This is a genomic window from Amycolatopsis orientalis (assembly GCF_000943515.2).
Lineage (GTDB): Bacteria > Actinomycetota > Actinomycetes > Mycobacteriales > Pseudonocardiaceae > Amycolatopsis > Amycolatopsis orientalis.
Genome location: NZ_CP016174.1, coordinates 878776 through 899021 on the forward strand (window position 1 = coordinate 878776; position 20246 = coordinate 899021).

21 protein-coding genes are annotated in these 20246 nt (G+C 68.9%); 11 read left to right on the forward strand and 10 right to left on the reverse strand.

Going from position 1 to position 20246, the window contains the following annotated elements; genetic code table 11:
• Positions 1–20: 20 nt before the first annotated feature.
• The gene (locus SD37_RS04290) at positions 21–1175 is read right to left on the reverse strand and encodes a citrate synthase 2 (protein ID WP_044853922.1); all 1155 of its coding nucleotides are present in this window, start codon (positions 1173–1175) and stop codon (positions 21–23) included.
• A gap of 291 nt (positions 1176–1466) precedes the next feature.
• Between SD37_RS04290 and SD37_RS04295 the strand changes: the two genes are divergently transcribed.
• Genes SD37_RS04295 through SD37_RS04320 form a run of 6 tightly spaced genes read left to right on the forward strand, consistent with a single transcriptional unit; the run spans position 1467 to position 5881 of the window.
• Positions 1467–1769 (forward strand): urease subunit gamma, encoded by a 303-nt coding sequence (locus tag SD37_RS04295; RefSeq protein ID WP_037317886.1) that lies wholly within the window; start codon positions 1467–1469, stop codon positions 1767–1769.
• 11 nt (positions 1770–1780) lie between these two features.
• A complete protein-coding gene (locus SD37_RS04300; protein ID WP_044853923.1) occupies positions 1781–2074 on the forward strand; it encodes an urease subunit beta in 294 nt (97 codons plus the stop codon).
• On the forward strand, positions 2074–3795 hold the full coding sequence (locus SD37_RS04305) for an urease subunit alpha (RefSeq protein WP_044853924.1): 1722 nt from the start codon (positions 2074–2076) through the stop codon (positions 3793–3795). The genes SD37_RS04300 and SD37_RS04305 overlap by 1 nt, the downstream gene beginning before the upstream one ends.
• A gap of 13 nt (positions 3796–3808) precedes the next feature.
• Positions 3809–4483 carry an urease accessory protein UreF gene (locus SD37_RS04310; RefSeq protein WP_044853925.1) on the forward strand — a complete coding sequence of 225 codons (675 nt, stop codon included), beginning with the start codon at positions 3809–3811 and terminating at the stop codon, positions 4481–4483.
• A complete protein-coding gene (gene ureG / locus SD37_RS04315; protein WP_037317874.1) occupies positions 4473–5180 on the forward strand; it encodes an urease accessory protein UreG in 708 nt (235 codons plus the stop codon). The genes SD37_RS04310 and ureG overlap by 11 nt, the downstream gene beginning before the upstream one ends.
• A complete protein-coding gene (locus SD37_RS04320) occupies positions 5177–5881 on the forward strand; it encodes an urease accessory protein UreD (protein WP_044853926.1) in 705 nt (234 codons plus the stop codon). Before ureG ends, SD37_RS04320 begins: the two co-directional genes overlap by 4 nt.
• A gap of 170 nt (positions 5882–6051) precedes the next feature.
• Here the strand turns inward: SD37_RS04320 and SD37_RS04325 are convergent, their stop codons facing one another.
• Positions 6052–7143, reverse strand: coding sequence for a lipase family protein (locus SD37_RS04325; protein WP_044853927.1), 1092 nt, complete (start codon positions 7141–7143; stop codon positions 6052–6054).
• A gap of 91 nt (positions 7144–7234) precedes the next feature.
• Between SD37_RS04325 and SD37_RS04330 the strand changes: the two genes are divergently transcribed.
• Positions 7235–7855 (forward strand): TetR/AcrR family transcriptional regulator, encoded by a 621-nt coding sequence (locus SD37_RS04330; protein ID WP_037317866.1) that lies wholly within the window; start codon positions 7235–7237, stop codon positions 7853–7855.
• Positions 7856–7924: 69 nt separating this feature from the next.
• Here SD37_RS04330 and SD37_RS04335 read toward each other — a convergent pair whose 3' ends face one another.
• From SD37_RS04335 to SD37_RS04365, 7 genes are read right to left on the reverse strand one after another with little or no spacing between them, the layout of a single operon-like run.
• The gene (locus SD37_RS04335) at positions 7925–8518 is read right to left on the reverse strand and encodes a GTP-binding protein (RefSeq protein ID WP_037317863.1); all 594 of its coding nucleotides are present in this window, start codon (positions 8516–8518) and stop codon (positions 7925–7927) included.
• Positions 8496–8876 carry a DUF742 domain-containing protein gene (locus SD37_RS04340; protein WP_037317861.1) on the reverse strand — a complete coding sequence of 127 codons (381 nt, stop codon included), beginning with the start codon at positions 8874–8876 and terminating at the stop codon, positions 8496–8498. The genes SD37_RS04335 and SD37_RS04340 overlap by 23 nt, the downstream gene beginning before the upstream one ends.
• A gap of 20 nt (positions 8877–8896) precedes the next feature.
• Complete coding sequence (locus tag SD37_RS04345) at positions 8897–9322, reverse strand: roadblock/LC7 domain-containing protein (protein WP_005156032.1); 426 nt, start codon at positions 9320–9322, stop codon at positions 8897–8899.
• Positions 9319–12015, reverse strand: a complete 2697-nt coding sequence (locus tag SD37_RS04350) for a sensor histidine kinase (protein ID WP_044853928.1) — start codon at positions 12013–12015, stop codon at positions 9319–9321. Before SD37_RS04350 ends, SD37_RS04345 begins: the two co-directional genes overlap by 4 nt.
• Positions 12016–12029: 14 nt before the next feature.
• Positions 12030–12806: an ABC transporter ATP-binding protein gene (locus SD37_RS04355; RefSeq protein WP_044854073.1), complete on the reverse strand. Its 777-nt coding sequence runs from the start codon at positions 12804–12806 to the stop codon at positions 12030–12032.
• Positions 12803–13762 (reverse strand): ABC transporter permease, encoded by a 960-nt coding sequence (locus tag SD37_RS04360; protein WP_044853929.1) that lies wholly within the window; start codon positions 13760–13762, stop codon positions 12803–12805. The genes SD37_RS04355 and SD37_RS04360 overlap by 4 nt, the downstream gene beginning before the upstream one ends.
• Positions 13759–14766, reverse strand: a complete 1008-nt coding sequence (locus tag SD37_RS04365; protein ID WP_083254872.1) for an ABC transporter substrate-binding protein — start codon at positions 14764–14766, stop codon at positions 13759–13761. Before SD37_RS04365 ends, SD37_RS04360 begins: the two co-directional genes overlap by 4 nt.
• Positions 14767–15135: 369 nt before the next feature.
• Here SD37_RS04365 and SD37_RS04370 point away from each other — a divergent pair, with 369 nt between their 5' ends.
• Positions 15136–15507 carry a hypothetical protein gene (locus tag SD37_RS04370; protein ID WP_044854074.1) on the forward strand — a complete coding sequence of 124 codons (372 nt, stop codon included), beginning with the start codon at positions 15136–15138 and terminating at the stop codon, positions 15505–15507.
• A 62-nt stretch (positions 15508–15569) separates the two neighbouring features.
• Here SD37_RS04370 and SD37_RS04375 read toward each other — a convergent pair whose 3' ends face one another.
• Positions 15570–17258 (reverse strand): purine-cytosine permease family protein, encoded by a 1689-nt coding sequence (locus tag SD37_RS04375; RefSeq protein ID WP_044853931.1) that lies wholly within the window; start codon positions 17256–17258, stop codon positions 15570–15572.
• A gap of 241 nt (positions 17259–17499) precedes the next feature.
• Here SD37_RS04375 and pdxH point away from each other — a divergent pair, with 241 nt between their 5' ends.
• From pdxH to SD37_RS04390, 3 genes are all read left to right on the forward strand, one after another.
• Positions 17500–18180, forward strand: a complete 681-nt coding sequence (gene pdxH / locus SD37_RS04380; protein WP_044853932.1) for a pyridoxamine 5'-phosphate oxidase — start codon at positions 17500–17502, stop codon at positions 18178–18180.
• Positions 18181–18342: 162 nt separating this feature from the next.
• Complete coding sequence (locus SD37_RS04385; protein WP_044853933.1) at positions 18343–19614, forward strand: MFS transporter; 1272 nt, start codon at positions 18343–18345, stop codon at positions 19612–19614.
• 24 nt (positions 19615–19638) lie between these two features.
• Positions 19639–20223 (forward strand): hypothetical protein, encoded by a 585-nt coding sequence (locus SD37_RS04390; RefSeq protein ID WP_044853934.1) that lies wholly within the window; start codon positions 19639–19641, stop codon positions 20221–20223.
• The last annotated feature ends 23 nt before the right edge of the window (positions 20224–20246 follow it).

Sequence of the window (20246 nt, forward strand, 5' to 3'; positions counted from 1 at the left end):
AGGACCTTTCATAGCGCGCGCTACTGGGAGTGCTTCGTGACCAGGTCCCAGCCTTCGACCTCTTCCGGCTGACGCGGCTCCGGCCCGACGTACTTGGCCGAGGGGCGCACGAGGCGACCGGTCTTCTTCTGCTCCAGGATGTGCGCGGCCCAGCCGGCGGTGCGGGCCGAGCTGAACATCGCGGGCATCATATGCGGCGGCACCTGGGCGAAGTCCAGGATGACGGCCGCCCAGAACTCGACGTTGGTCTCGATCGGGTGATCCGGGCGCCGTTCGCGCAGTTCCTTCAGCGCGACCTGCTCCAGCTCCGCGGCCGCCTCGTAGCGAGACGCGCCGAGCTCCTGGCAGGTGCGGCGCAGCACGCGCGCCCGCGGGTCCTCCGCGCGGTACACGCGGTGCCCGAAGCCCATCATGCGTTCCTTGCGGTCCAGGATGCCCTTGACCAGGCCGACGGCGTCGCCGGTCTTCTCGACCTCTTCGATCATCGGCAGCACCCGCGCCGGCGCGCCGCCGTGCAGCGGGCCCGACATGGCGCCGATCGCGCCGGACAGCGCCGCGGCGACGTCGGCGCCGGTCGAGGCGATGACGCGGGCGGTGAAGGTCGAAGCGTTGAGACCGTGCTCGGCGGCCGAGACCCAGTAGGCGTCGATGGCCTTGACGTGGGCCGGGTCGGGCTCGCCGCGCCAGCGGACCATGAACCGCTCGGTGATCGACTTCGCCTCGTCGACCCTGGTCTGCGGGACGGCGGGCTGCCCGATGCCGCGGGCGGACTGGGCGACGTAGGAAAGCGCCATCACGGACGCGCGGGCCAGCTGGTCGCGGGCCTCTTCGTCGCTGATGTCGAGCAGCGGCCGGTAACCCCAGATGGGGGCGAGCATGGCGAGGGCGGCCTGGACGTCGACCCGGACGTCACCGGTGTGCACCGGCAGCGGGAAGGGTTCGGCGGGCGGTAGCCCGTGGCCGAACTGACCGTCGACGAGAAGGCCCCAGACGTCACCGAAGGTCACCTTGCCGGCGAGGTCCTCGATGTCGACACCGCGATAGCGCAGGGCGCCACCGTCACGGTCGGGCTCGGCGATTTCGGTCCGGAAGGCGACCACGCCTTCGAGACCCGGTCGGAAACCGTCGTCGACCTGGTCGGACGGCTGATTGGTGCTGATCGTGGAGGTACTCACTGTGGTGAAACCTTTCGATGCGCATTCCCCGGCTTTGTGTTTCACGCGTGGACGGGATACACGCAGCGAAGGCGCGCCTCATCGCACGGATGGACAAACCTTGCTCCACGTCGGGGCCGGGGGCAATCGAAAGATGTGGTGGTTTCGGTCACGATTACGAGAACGATTCAGTGAAAACCACCTTCGTACGCGAAGAGTTACGGCGGCGTTCACTTTGCGTGTACCGGGGCGCAGGTAAATCCTGTGTTTCGAGAACCGGCGCCACGCGGTTTCCGGTGATAGACCTTTGTCATGCACTTGAGCCCCCAGGAGCGGGACAAACTGCTCATCCACGTCGCGGCGGACGTAGCTCGCAAACGCCTGGAGCGCGGGGTGCTCCTGAACTACCCCGAGGCGGTGGCGCTGATCACCGACCACGTTCTCGAAGGCGCCCGCGACGGCCGGACGGTCAGCGAACTCGTCGCCAGCGGGCGATCCGTGCTCAGCCGGGCCCAGGTGCTCGGCGGCGTACCGGAGATGGTCGATTCGGTCCAGGTCGAGGCCACTTTCCCGGACGGCACGAAGCTCGTCACCGTGCACGACCCGATCGTCTAGAAGGGGGACGAGTGCGTCCAGGAGAGATCATCACCGGTGACGGACCGGTCGAGCTGAACCCCGGCAGGCCGCGGCTCCGGCTGTTCGTCCGGAACCTCGGCGACCGGCCCGTGCAGGTCGGCTCGCACTACCATTTCGCGGCGGTCAATCCGGGCCTCGAATTCGACCGTGAAGCCGCGCGCGGGCACCGTCTCGACGTCCCGGCTGGGACGTCCGTGCGATTCGAGCCGGGCGTCGAACGCGAAGTCGACCTCGTCCCGCTGGCCGGGAACCGCCTCGTGCCCGGATTGCGCAAGGAGTCCTGATGCCGTCGATCGACCGTGAGCGCTATGCCGAGCTTTTCGGCCCCACGACCGGCGACAGGATCCGCCTGGCGGACACCGATCTGCTCATCGAGGTCACCGAGGATCGCAGCATGGGGCCGTCCGGCAGCGGTGACGAGGTGCTGTTCGGCGGCGGCAAGGTCATCCGCGAATCGATGGGCCAGGGCATGGCGACCCGGGCCGAAGGGGCGCCGGACCTGATCATCACCGGCGCGGTGATCCTCGATCACTGGGGCATCGTGAAGGCCGACGTCGGCGTCCGCGACGGCCGGATCGTCGGCATCGGCAAGGCGGGCAACCCGGACACGATGGACGGCGTCGACCCGGCGCTGGTCATCGGCCCGTCGACGGAGGTGCTGTCCGGCAACGGGAAGATCCTCACCGCGGGCGGGATCGACTGCCACGTCCACTTCATCTGCCCTCAGCTGACCGACACCGCGCTCGCCTCCGGGCTGACCACCCTCGTCGGCGGCGGGACCGGGCCGGTCGAGGGCAGCAAGGCCACCACCGTGACACCCGGCGCGTGGAACCTCGGCCGGATGCTGCAGGCGATGGACGGCCAGCCGGTCAACGTCCTGTTGCTGGGCAAGGGGAACACCGTCCGCCACGACGCGCTGCGCGAACAGCTCGCGGCGGGCGCGGGCGGGTTCAAACTGCACGAGGACTGGGGGACCACCCCGGCCGCGATCGACGCCTGCCTCACCGTCGCCGACGAATCCGGTGTCCAGGTGGCGATCCACACCGACACGCTGAACGAGGCCGGGTTCCTGGAGTCCACTGTGGACGCCATTCGCGGTCGCTCGATCAACGCCTACCACACCGAAGGCGCCGGAGGCGGGCACGCGCCGGACATCATCCAGGTCGCCGGGCTGGCCAACATCCTGCCGTCGTCGACGAACCCGACGCGTCCGCACACCGCGAACACTCTCGACGAGCACCTCGACATGCTCGTGGTCTGCCACCACCTGAATCCGTCGGTGCCCGAGGATCTGGCGTTCGCCGAAAGCCGGATCCGGCCGACGACCATCGCGGCCGAGGACGTCCTGCACGACATGGGCGCGATCTCCATGATGAGTTCGGATTCGCAGGCGATGGGCCGGATCGGCGAGGTGATCATCCGCACCTGGCAGACCGCGCACGTGATGAAACGACGGCGCGGGGCGCTGCCCGGTGACGGCGCCGCCGACAACCTGCGTGCTCGTCGCTATGTCGCCAAATACACGATCAATCCCGCGATCGCGCACGGGATGGACCACGAGATCGGCTCGGTGGAGATCGGGAAGCTCGCGGATCTCGTGCTGTGGGAACCGAAGTTCTTCGGGGTCCGGCCCCATGTCGTGCTCAAGGGCGGGTTCGCGGCCTGGGCGGCGATGGGCGACGCGAACGCCTCCATCCCGACACCGCAGCCTGTCCTCGCGCGGCCGATGTTCGGCGCGGCCCCTTCGGTCGCCGTCGCGAGCAGTTTCCATTTCGTGGCACCGGAGGCTCTGGAAAGCGGTGTCGCGGAACGGTTCGGTATCGCGCGGAAGCTGGTGCCGATCTCGAACACCCGCTCCCGCGGCAAGGCCGACATGGTGCTCAACGACGCGACACCCGACATCCGGGTGGAGCCGGACAGTTTCGCCGTGCACGTCGACGGCGAGCTGATCGAACCGCGGCCGGTGACGGAACTGCCGATGGCGCAAAGGTACTTCTTGTTCTGATGGACCTCTTCTGATGGACCTCGCCGCACTCATCCTCGCCGACTCCCGGTTCCCCGGCGGTGGACACGTCCACTCCGGCGGACTCGAAGAAGCCGTCACCCGGAAGCTGATCACCCATGAGCGGGACCTGCCGGGGTTCCTGTCCGGGCGCCTGCGGACCGCGGGTTCGCTGGCCGCTGTGTTCGCCGCTGCGTCGGCGCACGCGGCGGCACGCGATGTCCAGAGTGGACACTGGCGGCGGCTCGATCTCGAACTCGACGCCCGGACGCCTTCGCTCGCGCAGCGGGAGGCGTCCCGGGCACAAGGACGGGGGACGGCGCGGGCGGGCAAGGCCGCTTGGCCGTCGCCGGTGCTTTCCCGGCTGCTGAAGGAAACGCCGCGACCGCATCATCCGGTGATCGTCGGCGCGCTGATCGGGGTGCCCTTCGACGCCGCGATGGCGGTGGCGTACCTCGCGATCAGCGGTCCAGCGAGTGCGGCCGTGCGGCTGCTCGGGCTCGACCCGTTCGCCGTCAACGCCGTGGTGGCGGGGCTTTCCGCCGAAGTCCGCGAAGTCTCCTTGCTCGCCGCCGAGGTCGCGGGGGACGACCCGGCCGATCTCCCGGCGCCCGGATCCCCGGCGCTCGATCTGTTCGCCGAGGCACACGCCCGGCATCACCAGGAAGAGGTGCGTCTCTTTGCCAGTTGAGCACGGTCATGGCCACGGGCACGTCCACCCGGTCAACTTCGACCCGACCGCGGCGGAACCCGACCACTACGAGCAGGCGCCGACCGCGGGCCGCGCCTACCGGATCGGCATCGGCGGCCCGGTGGGCAGCGGGAAGACCGCGCTCACCGCGGCCCTGTGCCGGGCGCTCGGCGACGAGGTGAACCTCGCCGTCGTCACCAACGACATCTACACCACGGAGGACGCGGACTTCCTGCGCAAGGCGGGTGTGCTCGACCCGGAGCGGATCGAAGCCGTGCAGACCGGCGCGTGCCCGCACACCGCGATCCGCGACGACATCACCGCGAATCTCGACGCCGTCGAACGGCTGGAGGAGCGATTCCCCGGACTGGACCTGGTGATCATCGAGAGCGGCGGGGACAACCTCACCGCGGTGTTCAGCCGGGGGCTCGCCGACAGCCAGGTCTTCGTGGTCGACGTCGCGGGCGGCGACAAGGTGCCGCGCAAGGGCGGCCCCGGCGTGACGACGGCGGATCTGCTGGTGATCAACAAGATCGACATCGCGCATCTGGTCGGCGCGGACATGGACGTGATGACTTCGGACGCGCACCGGATGCGGGGCGAGCTTCCGGTGATCACCCAGTCCCTTGTGGACACGCCGAACGCGCCGGCGGTCGCGGACTGGGTCCGCTCGCTGCTCCCGGTCCGCGCGGGGTGAAGGCGCACGCCCGGCTGGTTGCCCGCTGTGAGGGCGGCCGGACCGTTCTGCGTGAGCTGCGTTCGATGGCGCCGCTCACGCTTCTTCCCAAGCGGGGCACCGGTGCGACGGCGATCGTGCATCTGGTCAACTCGGCGACCACGCCCTTGGGCGGCGACGAGCTGAAGCTGACCGTCCGGATCGGACGGGGCGCCTCGCTGCGGATCTCCGGGGTGGCCGCGACGATCGCGCTCCCCGGCCTGCACGGGGAGGGGAGTTCGTCCCTTGTGGACGTCGAGGTGGACGAAGGCGGTTCGCTGGAGTACCTGCCGGAGCCGACCGTCGTGACCGCCCGCGCCCGGCATGAGGCGGTGTTGCGGGCGTCCCTGGCCGCCGGGGCCTTCTTGCATACGCGGGAGGTGCTCGTGCTCGGGCGGTCGGGTGAGCGGCCGGGGTCGCTGGTGACGACGCAGCACGTGACGCGGGGCGAAGTCCCGGTGCTGCGTCAGACGCTGGTGATCGGGGACTCCACTTTGGACTCCAGCCTCGCGCATCTGGCCGGGCGACGGGTGCTGGCCACCGACCTGGTCGTCGGTGGTCCGGAGCTGCCCGCGGCTTCCGGTGACTGGTGGTCCCGCACCCCGCTCGCCGCCGGTGGCACCCTCACGACTTCACTGGCCCCGGACGCCGTGACCGCGCTCAAGGTGTTCAGTTCGTGCTAGCGCCGATAGTAAAGCTAACGATACTAAAGGTCCCTTGCTTCGCTCTGGAGTGACTGGTGGGGCTCATGTGGCGACGATCGCGCGGCCTTCAGTGACGCGAAAGCCACTTTCGGGACATGTGATGTCCCGAAAGTGGCTTTCGCGTCACGGGTGCCGCAGGGTCTGCCGGGTCAGAACTTGGTGCCCAGCCAGGACATCGCGACCGGGCCGCCCGCCGAGACCCCGCCGATGTGTTCCAGCAGCGGGAATTCCTGCCAGGTGACGTCGGCGCCGAGGGCGCGGTAGCGGTCGCGCAAGCCCTTGCCGACCGACAGCGGGATCAGTTCGTCCAGCGACGCGTGGTACAGGTAGACCGGCGCGCCGGGCTTGGTCTTGCCCGCCAGGTTCTCGCCGAGCCGGGCCTGCCAGCGCGGGTCCGACGACACGTTCGGCACGGTCGTGAAGTCGTTGAGCCGAGCGAAAGGCGCCGCCGCGCCGAGTTCGACGGTGCACGCTTCCTTGACCTTCGCGACGGCCTGCTCGCCCTTCGTGTTGAGCACGTCGTTGAACGGCAGTTCCGGGTACGCCGTCGAGTAGCCGACAGCGGCACCGAGCACCAGGCCGAACGCCGGGCCGCCGTCGTTGAACTTCAGGACCGCGTTCAGATCCGCCGGCACCCCGCCTTCCGCGACCCCGACCAGGTTGACGTCGGGAGCGTAGGACGGCTGCAGTTCACCCGCGAACGCCGCGGCCTGACCGCCCTGTGAGTAACCGAAAACGCCGACCGGGCCGGTCTTGGAGAGACCCGCCTCGGGCACCCTCGCGGCGGCGCGGGCCGCGTCGAGGACGGCCCGGCCTTCGGACTGGCCGACGGCGTAGGTGTGCGTGCCCGGGGTGCCGAGGCCTTCGTAGTCGGTCACGACGACCGCCCAGCCACGCGAAAGTGCTTGGCCCATCAGGAGGACTTCGTTCTCGGACCCGTTCGTCAGCCGGGTCGACGGCGCGCAGCGGTCGCCGAGACCGTGGGTGCCGACGGCGTAGGTGACCAGCGGGCGCGGCCCGTTCGTCCAGGGGGTGTGGGGGACGAGCAGGATGCCCGACACCGTGCTCGGCTGCCCTGTCGCCGAGGTGGAGCGGTAGAGGAGTTTCCAGGCCTTCGCCGGGGCGGTGGCGATGACCGGCTTGTATTCGACCAGATCCCCCGGCGCGCTCGGCGCGGCTTGCGCGGCCGGGGCGCCGATCAGGGCGGCGGTGAGAGCTGCGACCAGAACTGTCCGAAGCACCGTTGCCTCCAGTTTGGTAATTAAGATTTTCGCAATGTAGGCGCTGTTGGTAGCATCTGGCAATCCCTATTACCGAATCGGGGGAGGTCGAGTGGCCCGCACCTACGGCGGCGTCGCACCCGAGCAACGGCGCGCCGAACGGCGTGAACGCCTGCTCTCGTCTGCGCTGGACCTGTTCACCTCGACGGGCTACCAGCAGGCGAAGATCACCGAGTTGTGCACCCGCGCCGGCGTCTCGACGCGGAACTTCTACGAGGAGTTCGAGAGCAAGGAGCAGGTGCTGCTGACCCTGCACGAGCGCATCAACGCCCTCGCGCTGGAGCATGTCACCGGCGTCCTTGACCGGTTGGAGGACGCCGACGCGGTCACCCGGATCGGGACCCTGCTCGATGTCTTCGTCAGCACGGTGACCTCGGATCCCCGGATGCCGCGGCTGAACTACGTCGAGGCGGTCGGGGTCAGCGCGGCTTTGGAGGCGCAGCACCAGGAATGGGTCGACCGGTGGGCCGCGTTCATCGAAGCCGAGGCCCGGCACGCCGCCGAGCACGGCGTCGCCCCGGACCGCGACTATCACCTGACGGCCATCGCGCTCGTGGGCGCGGCGACCGGGCTGCTGCGCGAGTGGCAGGCGCATACGCCGCCGTTACCCGTCGCCGACGTCGCCGCCGAACTCCGGGCCCTGATGCTCGCCGCCATCACCCGGCCGGTCTGACCCCGCGTTTCGTCCTCTGAACGCGCTACATGCGTGTGCAACTACCGCATCCAGAGGACGAAATGCGGGTCAGGAGGCGGCGGAGGCCCGGCGGAAGGTGTTGTGCAGAACGGCCAGCAGCGCGTCACGGACCGACAGCCGCTGCCGCGCGTCGAAGGTGATCAGCGGGACGTCGTCGCCCACCGCGAGTGCCCAGCGCACGTCTTCGAGGTCGTGCTTGAGCGAACCGTCGAACACGTTCACCCCGACCACGAACGGCAATCCGGCCTTCTCGAAGTAGTCCACGGCCGGATAGCAGTCGTCGAGCCGGCGCGTGTCGACGATGACGAGCGCGCCCAGCGCCCCGAGCACGAGGTCGTGCCACATGAACCCGAACCGGTCCTGACCCGGGGTGCCGAAGAGGTACAGCTTCACCTCGTCATCGATGGTGATGCAGCCGAAGTCCAGTGCCACCGTCGTCGTGGTCTTCGACGGCACGTCTCCGCCCGCGTCGTCGACGGCCGCCCCGGTCGAGGTCATCGCGGCCTCGGTGGTCAGCGGTTTGATCTCCGAGATCGCCCCGACGGTGGTCGTCTTGCCGACCCCGAACCCGCCGGCGATGACGATCTTGACCGGCGTCGGCGGCTTGGCCGACACCGGTTCAGCGAATTGCTTCGAGTCCACGAATGACCCTTTCGATCATGCCGAGGTCCTGGGTGAGGGCTCCGGTCGGCCGACGCAGGACGACGTAGCCGAGTGCGGCCAGGTCGGCGACGAGCACCCTGGCGACGCCGATGTGCAGGCCGAGCATCGCCGCCACTTCGGCGACGGATTTCGTTTCCCGGCAAAGGGAAACGATCTCGCGCCGCTCGAAGGTCAGCCTCGCCTGGGACGCCGCGCCGAGCCTGCTCGTGAGGACCTGTGCCTCGATTTCGAGCGTGCCGTCCACCGGTTGCGCGCGGCCGGCGGTGAGCAGATACGGGCGCAGCAGCGAAATGTCCTGCTCGCCCCCGCGGGGGCGAGGTACCTGATCGTCGCTCATTCCCTTGTCCCCTCGTCCTTTCAGCTGCCGACGCTCTTCTTGAGTTCCTCGATCAGCGCGGGGGTGAGGACCTCGGTGGCGCGGTTGGCGAACATCGCCATCTCGTAGGCGATCGTGCCGAGGCTGGCCTGCTTGGTGGCGAGCACGCCGAGAGAACAGCCGATGCTGATCGTGCAGACCAGCAGGTAGCCCTGCTCCAGCTCGATGATGATCTTGTCGGGCGAACCGAGCGGGTGGCTCTCGGACACACCGTGCGCCAGGCCGAGCATCGCCGAGCAGATCGCGGCCAGCCGGTCGGCGTTGGCCCGCTCCAGCTCGGACGACATCGCGATCAGCAGGCCGTCGGCCGAGACGGCGATCGCGCCCATCGCGCTCGCCGTGTTCTGCGCGAAGCGCGTCACCAACCAGTTGAAGTTCCGGGCTTCGACGCTGACTCCGGTCGTCATCTCTTGCTCTTCTCTCTCTGTTCCATCGCCGGGTTGACGGCTTTCTCCAACCCGTCACTGAAGGCGTCGAACGCGGCACGCTCGGCCTCGGGGTCACGCATGCCCTTGGGCTTGGTGGTGTTCAGCGCCGCCCGCGCGGTCTGGTGGCGCGCGGCCGGCCCCTTCGCCAGGCCCGGCGCCAGCTGGGCGCCGGGGACGCGCCGGGTGAGCCCGCCGCGCGAGGCGGCGGGCACCGGTGTCGGGGTCGGCATCGGCGCCGGTGCCGGGGTCGGCATGGACGGCGGCGGGGCTTGCGGCGGAACGGTATTCGTCGGCGACCCGGTGGCCTTCGCGAGACCTGCCTCGAAGCCGTCGAACGCCGCTTTGGCCGCCTCCGGATCATGCCTGGACTTCTGCCGCGACGGTGCTTCGGGGGCACCGGGAAGCTGCGCGCCCTTGACTCGCCGCCGCAGCCCGCCGCGGGTCTCCCCGGAATCGGCGGCGGTCAGCGTCGGCGCGGGTGCCTGGTACACGGGTGCGGGCGTGGGTGCCGGTGGCGTCGGCACCGGTATCGGTATCGGCTCGGGCTCCGGCATCGGTTCCACGATCTCCCCGTCGGTCTTGCGGAACCACCGGAAGTCCTTGGGACGCTGGCCGTCACGCGGGATCATCCCGGCGATCGCGAGCGTCGGCAGCTCACGCGAGGACGCCTTCTCCCGCGACTGCGTCCGCGCCGGTGGCTGAGCCTGAGCGGGTTCGTCGACCGGCTCCGACGTCGGCCACGCCGGCGGCGGAACGCTCTTCTGCACGGGTGCCCGGTAGGTCAGCAGGTTCGGCGGGACGGTGATCCGCGCCGTGATGCCCGCCCCGGGTTCGGTCTCGGTCAGCTCGACCTTGAGCCCGTGCCGCCGCGCGAGGCGGCCGACCACGAACAGGCCGAGCACACTGGTCGGCGCCAGCTCGAGCCGCTCGCGTTCGACCAGCCGCCGGTTCTCCTCGGCGAGCCGTTCGGCGGTCATGCCGATGCCCTGGTCCACGATCACGATCAGGCAGGAGCCGTCGGGGAGCACCTTCGTGCCGACGTCCACAAAGGACTCCGGCGGGGAGAACGACGTCGCGTTCTCCAGCAGCTCCGCGAAGATCAGCACGAGATCCGAGCCGAAGGGCGACGACAGCAGGACATCGCCCATCGAGCCGAGCCGGACGCGCTGGTAGTCCTCGATCTCCGCGAGCGCCGAACGCAGCGCTGTCGACAGCTCGATCGGACCGGAGATCCGTGCCTCGTCGCGGTTTCCCGAAACGACGAGGAGGTTGTCCGCGTTCCGGCGCAGGCGGGTGGAGAGGTGGTCGAGCCGGTAGAGGCTCGCCAGCAGGGCGACGTCCTGCTCGTTGCGCTCCAGTTCGTCGACCAGCGCCAGCTGCCTGCCCACCAGGTTCTGCGTCCGCTTGGCGACGTTCGCGAACATGAGACCGACGTTGCGCCGCGTGACGGCCTGCCGTTCCACCAGTTCGGCCGCGGTGGCCTGGACCCGGTTGAACGCCTCGGCGAGCTTCCCGAGTTCGTCCTGAGAGGTCACGTCGATGGTGGCGAGCCGGGGCGCGAGTTCTTCGGCCTGCTCGGTGTCGGTCACGCGGACCAGTTCGGTGCTCGCGAGGTCGGCGACGGACGTCGCCGCCGTGGTCAGCTTCCGCAGCGGATCCGCGATCGACCGGCTGACCGCGATCGCGAGACCACCGACCAGCAGGAACAGCACACCGGCGCCGATGCCGATCGTCCACGCCAGGTTCTGCGCGGCGTCGGCTCGCGCGGTCGCGGCGTCGGCGATACCGGCGGTGACCTCGTCCTGGGCGACTCGCCGCTGGTTCGACTGTGCCTCGACGGCGCCGAGGATGTCCGGCAGCAGCGCCTGCACGGCCACCGGGGTGCGCGCGAGCGGGAGCTTGGCTTCCAGCGCGTCGACCCGGCGGCCTGTGTCGCCCTGGTCGACCGCGACGACCTCGGTGGCCTGGTCGACGTCGGCCTGCTGCACGAACCGTTCGAGGAACAGCGAAGCCTGCTGTTTCGCGTCCGCCAGCACGGGTTGCCCGGACTCCGGGGTGACCAGCACGATGATCAGCGCCATCCCGCGCAACGAGTTCTCCTCGTTCGCGCGCAGCAACGCTTCGAGCGCGGTGAGCTGCCGGGTGCCCTCCGCGTCACTGGTCTGCTGCGGTACCAGGCGAAGCGAGTTGATGACCGCGTCGATCACCGCGTGATACGTACGCGCCACACTGTCCAGTGACGCGCCGCGCCGGAGCGCGTTCGCGCGGATCTCGTCCAGCGAACCGATCCGGACCAGCGCGGCCGAAAGCTCTTCCGGCGCGTCGGAACTCAGCTGCGCGCGGACCTGGTTCACCGTGTCGGAGACGACACCCTGCTGCCGCACCATCGCCGAACTGCCCGCCGACGACGACGCGATGTAGTGCGCGGTCAGCAGCCGTTCCCGCTGCAGTTCCCAGGCCAGCGTGCCCAGTGCGCGGGCCTGCGACGCCACGTCGGCCGTGGTGCGGGCGGACCGCGCGTCGTCGATCTCCCCGGCGACGTAGGGCACCGACACCAGGACCACCGCGGTCAGCGGCAACATCAGGAGCAGGTTGAGCTTGCCCCGGATGCCGAGTCTGCCGAGAAACCCGGAGCGCGCCTTGCGCTCCGGCCGCGTTTTCCCGTGCCTCATGGTCACCTTTCCCGTCAACTCCGCCCGAGGTGGCCGCGGTGCTGCTCCCGGACCAGATCTTCGATGGACGCGCGCAGCGCGAGGAACTCCGGCGCGCGTTTGACCGCGAGGTCCCGCTCACCGGGCAGCTCGACCACGATGTCGGCGGCGATCCGCCCCGGATCCGACGCCAGCACCACGACCCGTCGTCCGAGGAACACGGCCTCTTCGACGTCGTGGGTCACCATCAGCACCGTCGTTCCGGTGTCGGTCCAGATCCGGCGGATCAGGACCTGCATGTCCTCTTTGGTCTGTACGTCGAGTGCGCCGAACGGCTCGTCGAGCAGCAGCACCTCGGGCTCGCACGCCAGCGCCCGCGCGATGGCGACCCGCTGCTTCTGCCCGCCGGAAAGCTGCTTGGGCAACGATTTCCGCAGTCCGGCGAGCCCGGTCTCGTCGAGATACCAGTCCACCCGGCGGGTGCGCTCCGCCTTGTCGAGGCTCAGCAGTTCGAGTCCGAACGCGACATTGCTCTCCACCGTGCGCCACGGGTACAGCGCCCCGTGCTGGAACACCAGGCCGCGATCCGGGCCCGGCCCGGTCACCGCCTCGCCGTCGAGGGTGATCAGGCCCTCGGACGGTTCGGTCAGCCCGGCGATCAGCGAGAGCAGGGTCGACTTGCCGGATCCGCTCGCGCCGACGACGCAGACGAAGTCGCCGCGCGCGATGTCGAGATCGATCCCGTCGAGTGCCCGGGTGGTCTTGCCGCGGACGGTGTAGTCCTTGGCGACGCCCTTGAGTTCCAGTGTCACGCCGCCCACTTCCCGACCCGGGTCCGCAGTTGCCGGAGCGCGATGTCGATGATCAGGCCCAGCAAGCCGATCACGATCAGCAGCGCGAAGATCCGGTCGGTCTGGGTGAACCGCTGCGCCCGCATGATCCGCAGCCCCAGCCCGGCGGTGGCGTTGATCAGTTCGGCGACCACCACGAAGTTCCACGCGGCCGCGGCGTTGACGCGGGTCGCGTCGATCATGCCGGGCAGCGCGTGCGGGACGATCACCTTGCGCAGCACCTCACCGCGCCGCGCCCCGAGCGTGTAGGACACGTCGATCAGCGAACGCGGCACCCCGCGGACGGCGTCGGCCGTCATCAGCGTGTTGAAGAAGACCGTGCCGAGGAACAGGACCGCGACCTTCGACGGCTCACCGAGGCCGAGCCAGATCATCAGCAGCGGGATGAACGCGCTCGCCGGCAGGTAGCGCAGCATCGCGATGACCGGTTCGAACAGCGCCAGCCCGGCGTTGAAGGTGCCCATCACGATGCCGAGCGGCACCGAGACGAGCACCGCGAGCCCGAAGCCGAGCAGCACCCGCTGGGTGGTGGCCCAGAGGTCGCTGAACAGTTCACCCGACTCGATCATCTTCAGCAGCGCGTCGAACACCGCGACCGGCGTCGGCAGGAACATCGGCTTGATCGTGCCCAGCGCGTTCAGCGACACCCAGATCAGCAGCGGGATCGCGAACGACGCCACCGCCAGCGCCCACCGCCATCGGGCGGGAATCGGCGTCCGGAGCGAGAACAGCGGGGAGGCGGTCGGTTTGAGACCGGCCCGCCGGGGCAGCGGTGCCCAGGCCGGTCGCGCGCCGCCCTGACGGCGGCCCTCCTGTGCCTCGGCGAGCCGCTGCTCGTCGTCGAGGAGACGCGCTTCGGCCTCTTCGGCGGTGTTCGTCCGCTGGGCGGCCTCGCGCGCCGAGCCCGTGGTGCTCACGGCACCGACTTGACGTACTGGTCGTCGAACAGCCCGTCGAAGTTGGGCCGGGTCTGGGCGAGCCCGGTGGACACCATGAAGTCGGCGATCTTGCCCGCCTGGAAGTTCAGGTGCGCGGGGGTGACGCCCGGGGTGAACGCGTCGAGGTTCTGCTGCTTGGTGAAGATCGTGGTGCCGGCGTCGTAGGTCTTGTACTCGTCGGTCGTCACGGCGCCGCGCTTCGACATGATCTTGACGGCTTCGTCCTTGTTCTGCTTGATCCAGTCGATCGTCTGGAACCAGGTGGTCACCAGCGCCTGGACCTCCTTCTTGCGCTCCTTCGACAGCTGCTCGGAGACGACGAGGTGGTCCGGGATGGCACCGGGGAACTCGGCGGACGTCGCGATCGCGCGGCTGCCGGGCCGCTCCAGCGCCTTCGAGGTGAACGGGGCGAACGCGGCGACGGCGTCGACCTGCCCGCCGACGAACGCGGCCGCGGCGGCGTCGGTCAGCAGCGGGACCAGCTCGATGTCCTTCTCCGTCAGCTTCGCCTCCTGCAGCGCGAGCAGCAGCAGGTAGTGGTCGACGGTGCCCTGCTCGACGGCGACCTTCTTGCCCTTGAGGTCGGCGACGCCGGTGATCCCCTCACGGGCGATGATCTTGTCGTTGCCGGTCGAGTTGTCGTTGACCAGGACGACCGACAGCTTCGCGCCGCCGCTGACCGAGGCGAGGGTGTCGTTGAGGGTCTGGCTGTTCGCGTCGATCGCGCCCGAGGAAAGTGCGTTGATGCTTTCGGTGTAACTGTCGAACCACTTCAGGTCGACGTTCACGCCGTTCTTCTCGAAAAGGCCTTTCTCCTGGGCCACCGCCCACGGGAACCAGCCCGGCCAAGCGCTGTAACCGATGGTGAGCTTGGTGCCGGAAGCGGCCGTGCTGGTGTCCGAACAAGCCGAAAGGGCTGTTACACCAGCCAGCGAAAGGACGCACAACAACGCCGTCATGAGACGGCGGGAACGGGAAATCACAACGCACTCCTGGGGAAGGGGAGTAACACGGGCGTAGAAAGTTCCGGCGGCGCGAGCGCAGGAGTGATCGACCGGCGTCGAACTCCCTCTCGGAAGCGCGGCCGGCAATAGCGGATGGAGCAGCCGCACACCCGGCCGTCCCACCCTGAACCTCTAAACACTCTGTATAGAGGTGATCACCCCGTTGCCCTCGGCGGCGATCCTATCGAGCGGCGCAAGGTCTACCTAGTGTGATCATCAGCTCTTGCTCGATTTGCTGTCACATTCTGCTAAATCTCCGACGGTCCGAGGCGGCAACCCGGGGCGCGGCGGCGCGCGTCCACCAGGTGGCCGGTGAATCCCAGCCGGTCGATCGAGAGGGAGTGGAAGATGAAATTTCGTTCGGCGGCGTTGTGCGTCGCGGGGGCGGCGCTCGTGTCCACGATGGCCGGAGCGGGGCAGGCGAACGCGACCAGACCGTCCAGTCTGGTCTTGAGTCCGAGCACCGTCGTCGCAGGTGGGACGGTCACCGCGGATATCTACTGCCTGCGCCCGTCGGGTGCCGGGGAGCTCGCGACGACGCTCGTCGCGAACGGCCTCGCCGCGCCGATTCCCTTGCGGGTAGTGGGAGACGGCGGCACCGGCGGGATCGGCGTCGCGTTGCGGGGCGACGGTCCGGTCGGGACGGTGCCGGGGCGGTACACGGCCTCCTACGACTGCTGGGGCTGGATTGTTCGCGCGGAATTCACTGTCACGAGCTGACAACGCGACAGATGAGAAGCGAAGGCCGTCGCCGGGACCCCGGCGGCGGCCTTCGCCGCTTGTCACGGACGGGCCGTCGGCATCGTGGGCATCGGCAGGTCGACCGGACCCGCCGTCTGGCACAGGTCGTGACAGGTGGAGTCGAGCGTGCAGCACAGCGAGCAGATGGCTCCGGACTGCTTCGCGCAGTCGGCGATGTCGGGCAGCTCGAACTCGTCCTGGCACACCGTGCAGATATGTGTCGCGCGAAGTTCTTCCGGGGATAATTTCTGTCGAATGACAGAATTAGGCCGGGCCAGATAGGTCCGGCCCTTCGTGGCCGCGGCGAGGGCCGGGACAAGCACCATCGCGACGACCAAGGCGAGCAACGGGCTGAAGGCCGCCATGAATTGCCCGAAAGCGCCGAAATAGGCGGTGATGGAAAGCGCGGAAGCGACGATCATGGATCCGAAACCGACCGGATTGATCTTCGGAAGATAAGCCCTTTTGAATTCGATGTACCTCGGCGAGAGTCCGAGCGGTTTCACGATGACCAGATCCGCGCAAACCGCCCCTATCCAGGCGATTGCCACGTTCGAGTAGAAACCGAGGATCTTGTTCAGGAAGGCGAAGGCGCCGAATTCCATCAACGCGAGCGCGATCCCGCAGTTCACCAGCACGTACCAGACCCGGCCCGGATGGCGGTGCAATACCCGGGAGAAGAAGTTGGCGAACGACAGCGATCCCGAATAGGCGTTCGTCGTGTTGATCTTGATCTGGCTGACCACGACGAACAGCGCGGCGAAGGTCAGGGCCGCCGGGCCGAGCGCCGGCTTGACCGCCTCCAGGTAGGGCGCGATCGGCTCCAGCGCGTGCGCCTTCCCGACCACGCCGAGGGCGAGGAAGGCCAGCAGCGCGCCGCCGATCTGCTTGGCGGCGCCGAGGATCACCCAGCCGGGGCCCGCCGCCAGCACCGCTCCCCACCAGGCCCGTTTGTTCGAGGACGTCTTCTCCGGCATGAACCGGAGGTAGTCGGCCTGCTCGCCGATCTGCCCGATCAGCGACAGCGCGACCCCCATGCCGAAGCCGAACCCGATCGCCGAGAAGCCGGACCCGGCGCCCTCGGTGCCGCCGAACGAGGCGAACTCCGCGAACTTGCCCGGCTCGCGGATCGCGACCACCACGAACGGGAGGACGAGCCCGGCGATCCACAGCGGCTGCGTCCACGCCTGCATCTTGGCGACCGCGCCCATCCCGTACAGCGCGAACGGCAGGACGATCAGCGTCGAGAGCAGGTAACCGATCGGCAGCGGGATGCTCAAGGCCAACTCGAAGGCCTGGGCCATGATCGAGCCTTCGAGCGAGAAGAAGATGACGGTGAAGCTCGCGTACACGAGCGACGTCAGTGTCGAGCCGAAGTAGCCGAAGCCCGCTCCGCGGGTCAGCAGGTCCATGTCGACGCCGTATTTCGCGCACGCGTGCGCGATCGGGACGCCGGTCACGAAGATGACCAGCGCCGCCGCGAGGATCGCGAGCACGCCGGAGGTGAACCCGTAGGAGAGGACGATGCTGGCGCCGATCGCGAAGTCGGCGAGGTAGGCGATCCCGCCCAGCGCCGTCGTCGCGACGACGAACGGCGACCAGCGGCGGAACGAGTGCGGGGCGAAGCGGAGTGAGTAGTCCTCGCGGTTCTCGTTGGCGGCGAGCGGGGCGTAGGTGCGCTTCGGCGGAGCGGCCTCCGGAGTTCCGGTGGTGGGCAGTGTGCCGGTCATGAACCTGCCTCCGTGGTGGTGGGGGAAGGAGAGCACGCCGAAAGTAGGTCGGGCCTTTATCGATCAGGGTCCGGCAGGTAACCAGGGGGTTACGGCTTGCGGTCCAGCGGTTACACGCTGATGACCGCGCCCGGGTGGCGGGAGTCACCGTTCAGTGGGTTTCGCCGCCGCGTTCTAGGCAATACCGTCGGCGACAAAGCCGAAGTCACAGATGCCCTGACCGGGTACGGAGGTTTGGCGGATGATGCCGGAGATCAAGGATGGCGTGGACGACGACGCCGTCGTGCGCCTGCCCGGGATGCGGGTGGCCTACGAAGGGGGCGCCTTCGACGAGTCCGCGCTTGCGGAGACCTGGACCGCCCAGCTGCAGGACTGGCTGAACCAGGCCGTCTCCGCCGGGGTCGCCGAACCGAACGCGATGGTGCTCGCCACGGCGGACCCGGAGGGCAGGCCGTCCTCCCGGACCGTCCTGTGCAAGGGCCTCGACGAACGCGGCGTCGTGTTCTACACGAACTACACGTCGACGAAGAGCCATGACCTGACCGCGACGCGCTACGCGTCGGTCACTTTCCCGTGGTACGCGCTGCAGCGTCAGGTCCACGTGCGGGGCGAGGTCGAGAAGGTCAACGTCGCCGAGACCGCGGCGTACTGGGCGTCCCGGCCGCGGGGTTCGCAGCTCGGGGCCTGGGCCTCGCCGCAGTCGCGCGTCGTCGACGGCCGCCGCGCCCTCGAGACCGCGCTTCACGGCATCGAGCGCCGCTTCGCCGACGTCGAGAACATCCCGGCCCCGCCGCACTGGGGCGGGTGGCGCGTCCGGCCCGACGTCGTCGAGTTCTGGCAGGGCCGCGAGGACCGCATGCACGACAGGCTCCGCTACGTCCGGAACGACGACGGCTGGCAGATCGAGCGCGTCGCGCCCTGATCTTTGTCGCGCCGCTGGTCCCGAAGTGTCATGAGGGGTCCCCATAGGACAAATTTCGTCCTATGGGGACCCCTCATGACATACCGCAGCGTGACCAGGTGACATAAATCGCGCGCGGTCGGTTAGTTAGCGCGGCTAAGCTGTCGGGTTGTGGGTAGTGACATGGGGGTTGACCAGCGCAAAGGTGTCCGCAAGCTGTTCGGTTCGATCGTCGTGGACACCCGCCCACTCAAGATCCCCGCGTTCCGCCGCCTCTGGCTGTCCACCGCGGTCACCGCCGTCGGCTCCCAGCTCACCGCGGTCGCGGTCCCCAAACAGGTCTTCGACCTCACCGGTTCGTCGGCGTACGTCGGCCTGACCGGCCTGGTCGCCTTGGTCCCGCTCCTCGTGTTCGGTCTCTGGGGCGGTGCCATCGCGGACGCCGTCGACAGGCGCAAGCTCCTCATCGTCACCAACATCGGGGTCACCGTCGCCTCGGCGGTCTTGTGGCTCCAGGCGTTCCTGAACATCGGCTCGGTCTGGCTCGTGCTCGTCCTGCTGGCGGTCAACCAGGCGTTCTTCGCGATCAACATGCCGACCCGCAGTGCCGTCGTCGCCCGGCTGGTGCCCGACAACCTGATCGCGTCCGCAGTCGCGCTGAGCGGCACGATGTCCACCTTCGGCGCGGTCTTCGGCCCGTTGCTCGCCGGCTCGATGATCCCGGTCCTCGGCCTCTCGACGCTCTATTTGATCGACGTCGTCGCACTGACCGTGACCCTCATCGCCGTCTGGAAGCTCCCCCCGATCCCGCCGCTCGGCGAGGTCGCCCGCCGCGCCGGGATCCGTGACATCATCGACGGCTTCAAATACCTGGCGACGCGGAAGATCCTGCTGGCCTCCTTCCTCGTCGACATCATCGCGATGGTCGCCGGTATGCCGCGCGCGCTGATCCCCGAGATGGCCGAACGCACTTTCGGCGATCCGCCCGGCGGCGGTCCGGCGCTGGGCTGGCTCTACGCCGCGCTCCCGGCGGGCGCGATGCTGATCGGCCTCTTCTCCGGACGGCTCACCAGAATCCGCAAGCAGGGCGTCGGCGTGATCGTCTCGGTCTGCGTCTGGGGGCTCGCCGTCGCCGGTTTCGGCCTCGCGAATTCGCTGTGGCTCGCGGTCTTCTTCATGGCGCTCGCCGGGGCCGCCGACATGGTCAGCGCGATCTACCGGATGTCGATCCTCCAGGTCGCCACCACCGACGAGATGCGCGGACGGCTGCAGGGCGTGTTCACCGTCGTCGTCGCGGGCGGTCCCCGGATCGCCGACCTCACCCACGGCTGGGCCGCCGCCGGTGTCGGCACCGCCGCGGCGGCCTCGGGCGGCGGGGTGCTGGTCATCGTGCTGGTCATCGGGGCGGCGCTGCTGATCCCGTCGTTCTGGCGGTACCGGGCACCGGCGGACTGAGCCGTTCGGACTATCGTCGGGCGCATGCGTATTTCACGAGCGATCGTCCTGTTCGCCGCTGTCATCGCGACCCTTTCCGCCTGTTCGTCCGGGGATGAGAAGTCGGACAACGCGGCGAAGCCGACCAGCCAGGCCCCCGCTCCCTCCGCCGCGCCGAGTTCCTCGGCCGCCCCCGCTGGAGGCGCCGGCTCGAAGGAGCCGTGCGCGTTGCTGTCCGCGGAGGCCGTTGCGAAGGCGATCTCCATCCAGGGTGTGACGTCGGCGCCGGGCCCGGTACAGGACAACGCCGCCAACGGCGGCAAGGTCAAGAGCTGCGTCTACTCCGTCGGCGGCAAGGAGGTCGGCGCGCTCGCGGTGACCCGGTTCGAGGGCAACAAGATCAAGCCCGCCGAGATGATCGCCGCGCTGAAGAAGGCGAAGGCGAACGCGAAGGACGTCGCCGGTGTCGGCGACGGCGCCATCTACTACACCGACCAGAACAAGACCGCGACGCTGGCGGCCGCGGAACTCGTGGACAACGTGCCCGCGCTGGTCAACTACACCGGGCCGACGAAGATGACGCAGGAGATGATGGCCCCGTTGGTGAAGGCCGCCGTCGACGCCAACTGACCGGATTACCCAAAACGGTACTT

Coding starts and splice junctions, on each gene's coding strand:
- SD37_RS04390 (WP_044853934.1), top strand. CDS start 19,639: ATGCGTATTTCACGAGCGATCGTCCTGTTCGCCGCTGTCATCGCGACC.
- SD37_RS04370 (WP_044854074.1), top strand. CDS start 15,136: ATGAAATTTCGTTCGGCGGCGTTGTGCGTCGCGGGGGCGGCGCTCGTG.
- SD37_RS04310 (WP_044853925.1), top strand. CDS start 3,809: ATGGACCTCGCCGCACTCATCCTCGCCGACTCCCGGTTCCCCGGCGGT.
- SD37_RS04350 (WP_044853928.1), bottom strand. CDS start 12,015: ATGAGGCACGGGAAAACGCGGCCGGAGCGCAAGGCGCGCTCCGGGTTT.
- SD37_RS04385 (WP_044853933.1), top strand. CDS start 18,343: ATGGGGGTTGACCAGCGCAAAGGTGTCCGCAAGCTGTTCGGTTCGATC.
- SD37_RS04305 (WP_044853924.1), top strand. CDS start 2,074: ATGCCGTCGATCGACCGTGAGCGCTATGCCGAGCTTTTCGGCCCCACG.
- SD37_RS04340 (WP_037317861.1), bottom strand. CDS start 8,876: ATGAGCGACGATCAGGTACCTCGCCCCCGCGGGGGCGAGCAGGACATT.
- pdxH (WP_044853932.1), top strand. CDS start 17,500: ATGATGCCGGAGATCAAGGATGGCGTGGACGACGACGCCGTCGTGCGC.
- SD37_RS04295 (WP_037317886.1), top strand. CDS start 1,467: ATGCACTTGAGCCCCCAGGAGCGGGACAAACTGCTCATCCACGTCGCG.
- SD37_RS04375 (WP_044853931.1), bottom strand. CDS start 17,258: ATGACCGGCACACTGCCCACCACCGGAACTCCGGAGGCCGCTCCGCCG.
- SD37_RS04345 (WP_005156032.1), bottom strand. CDS start 9,322: ATGACGACCGGAGTCAGCGTCGAAGCCCGGAACTTCAACTGGTTGGTG.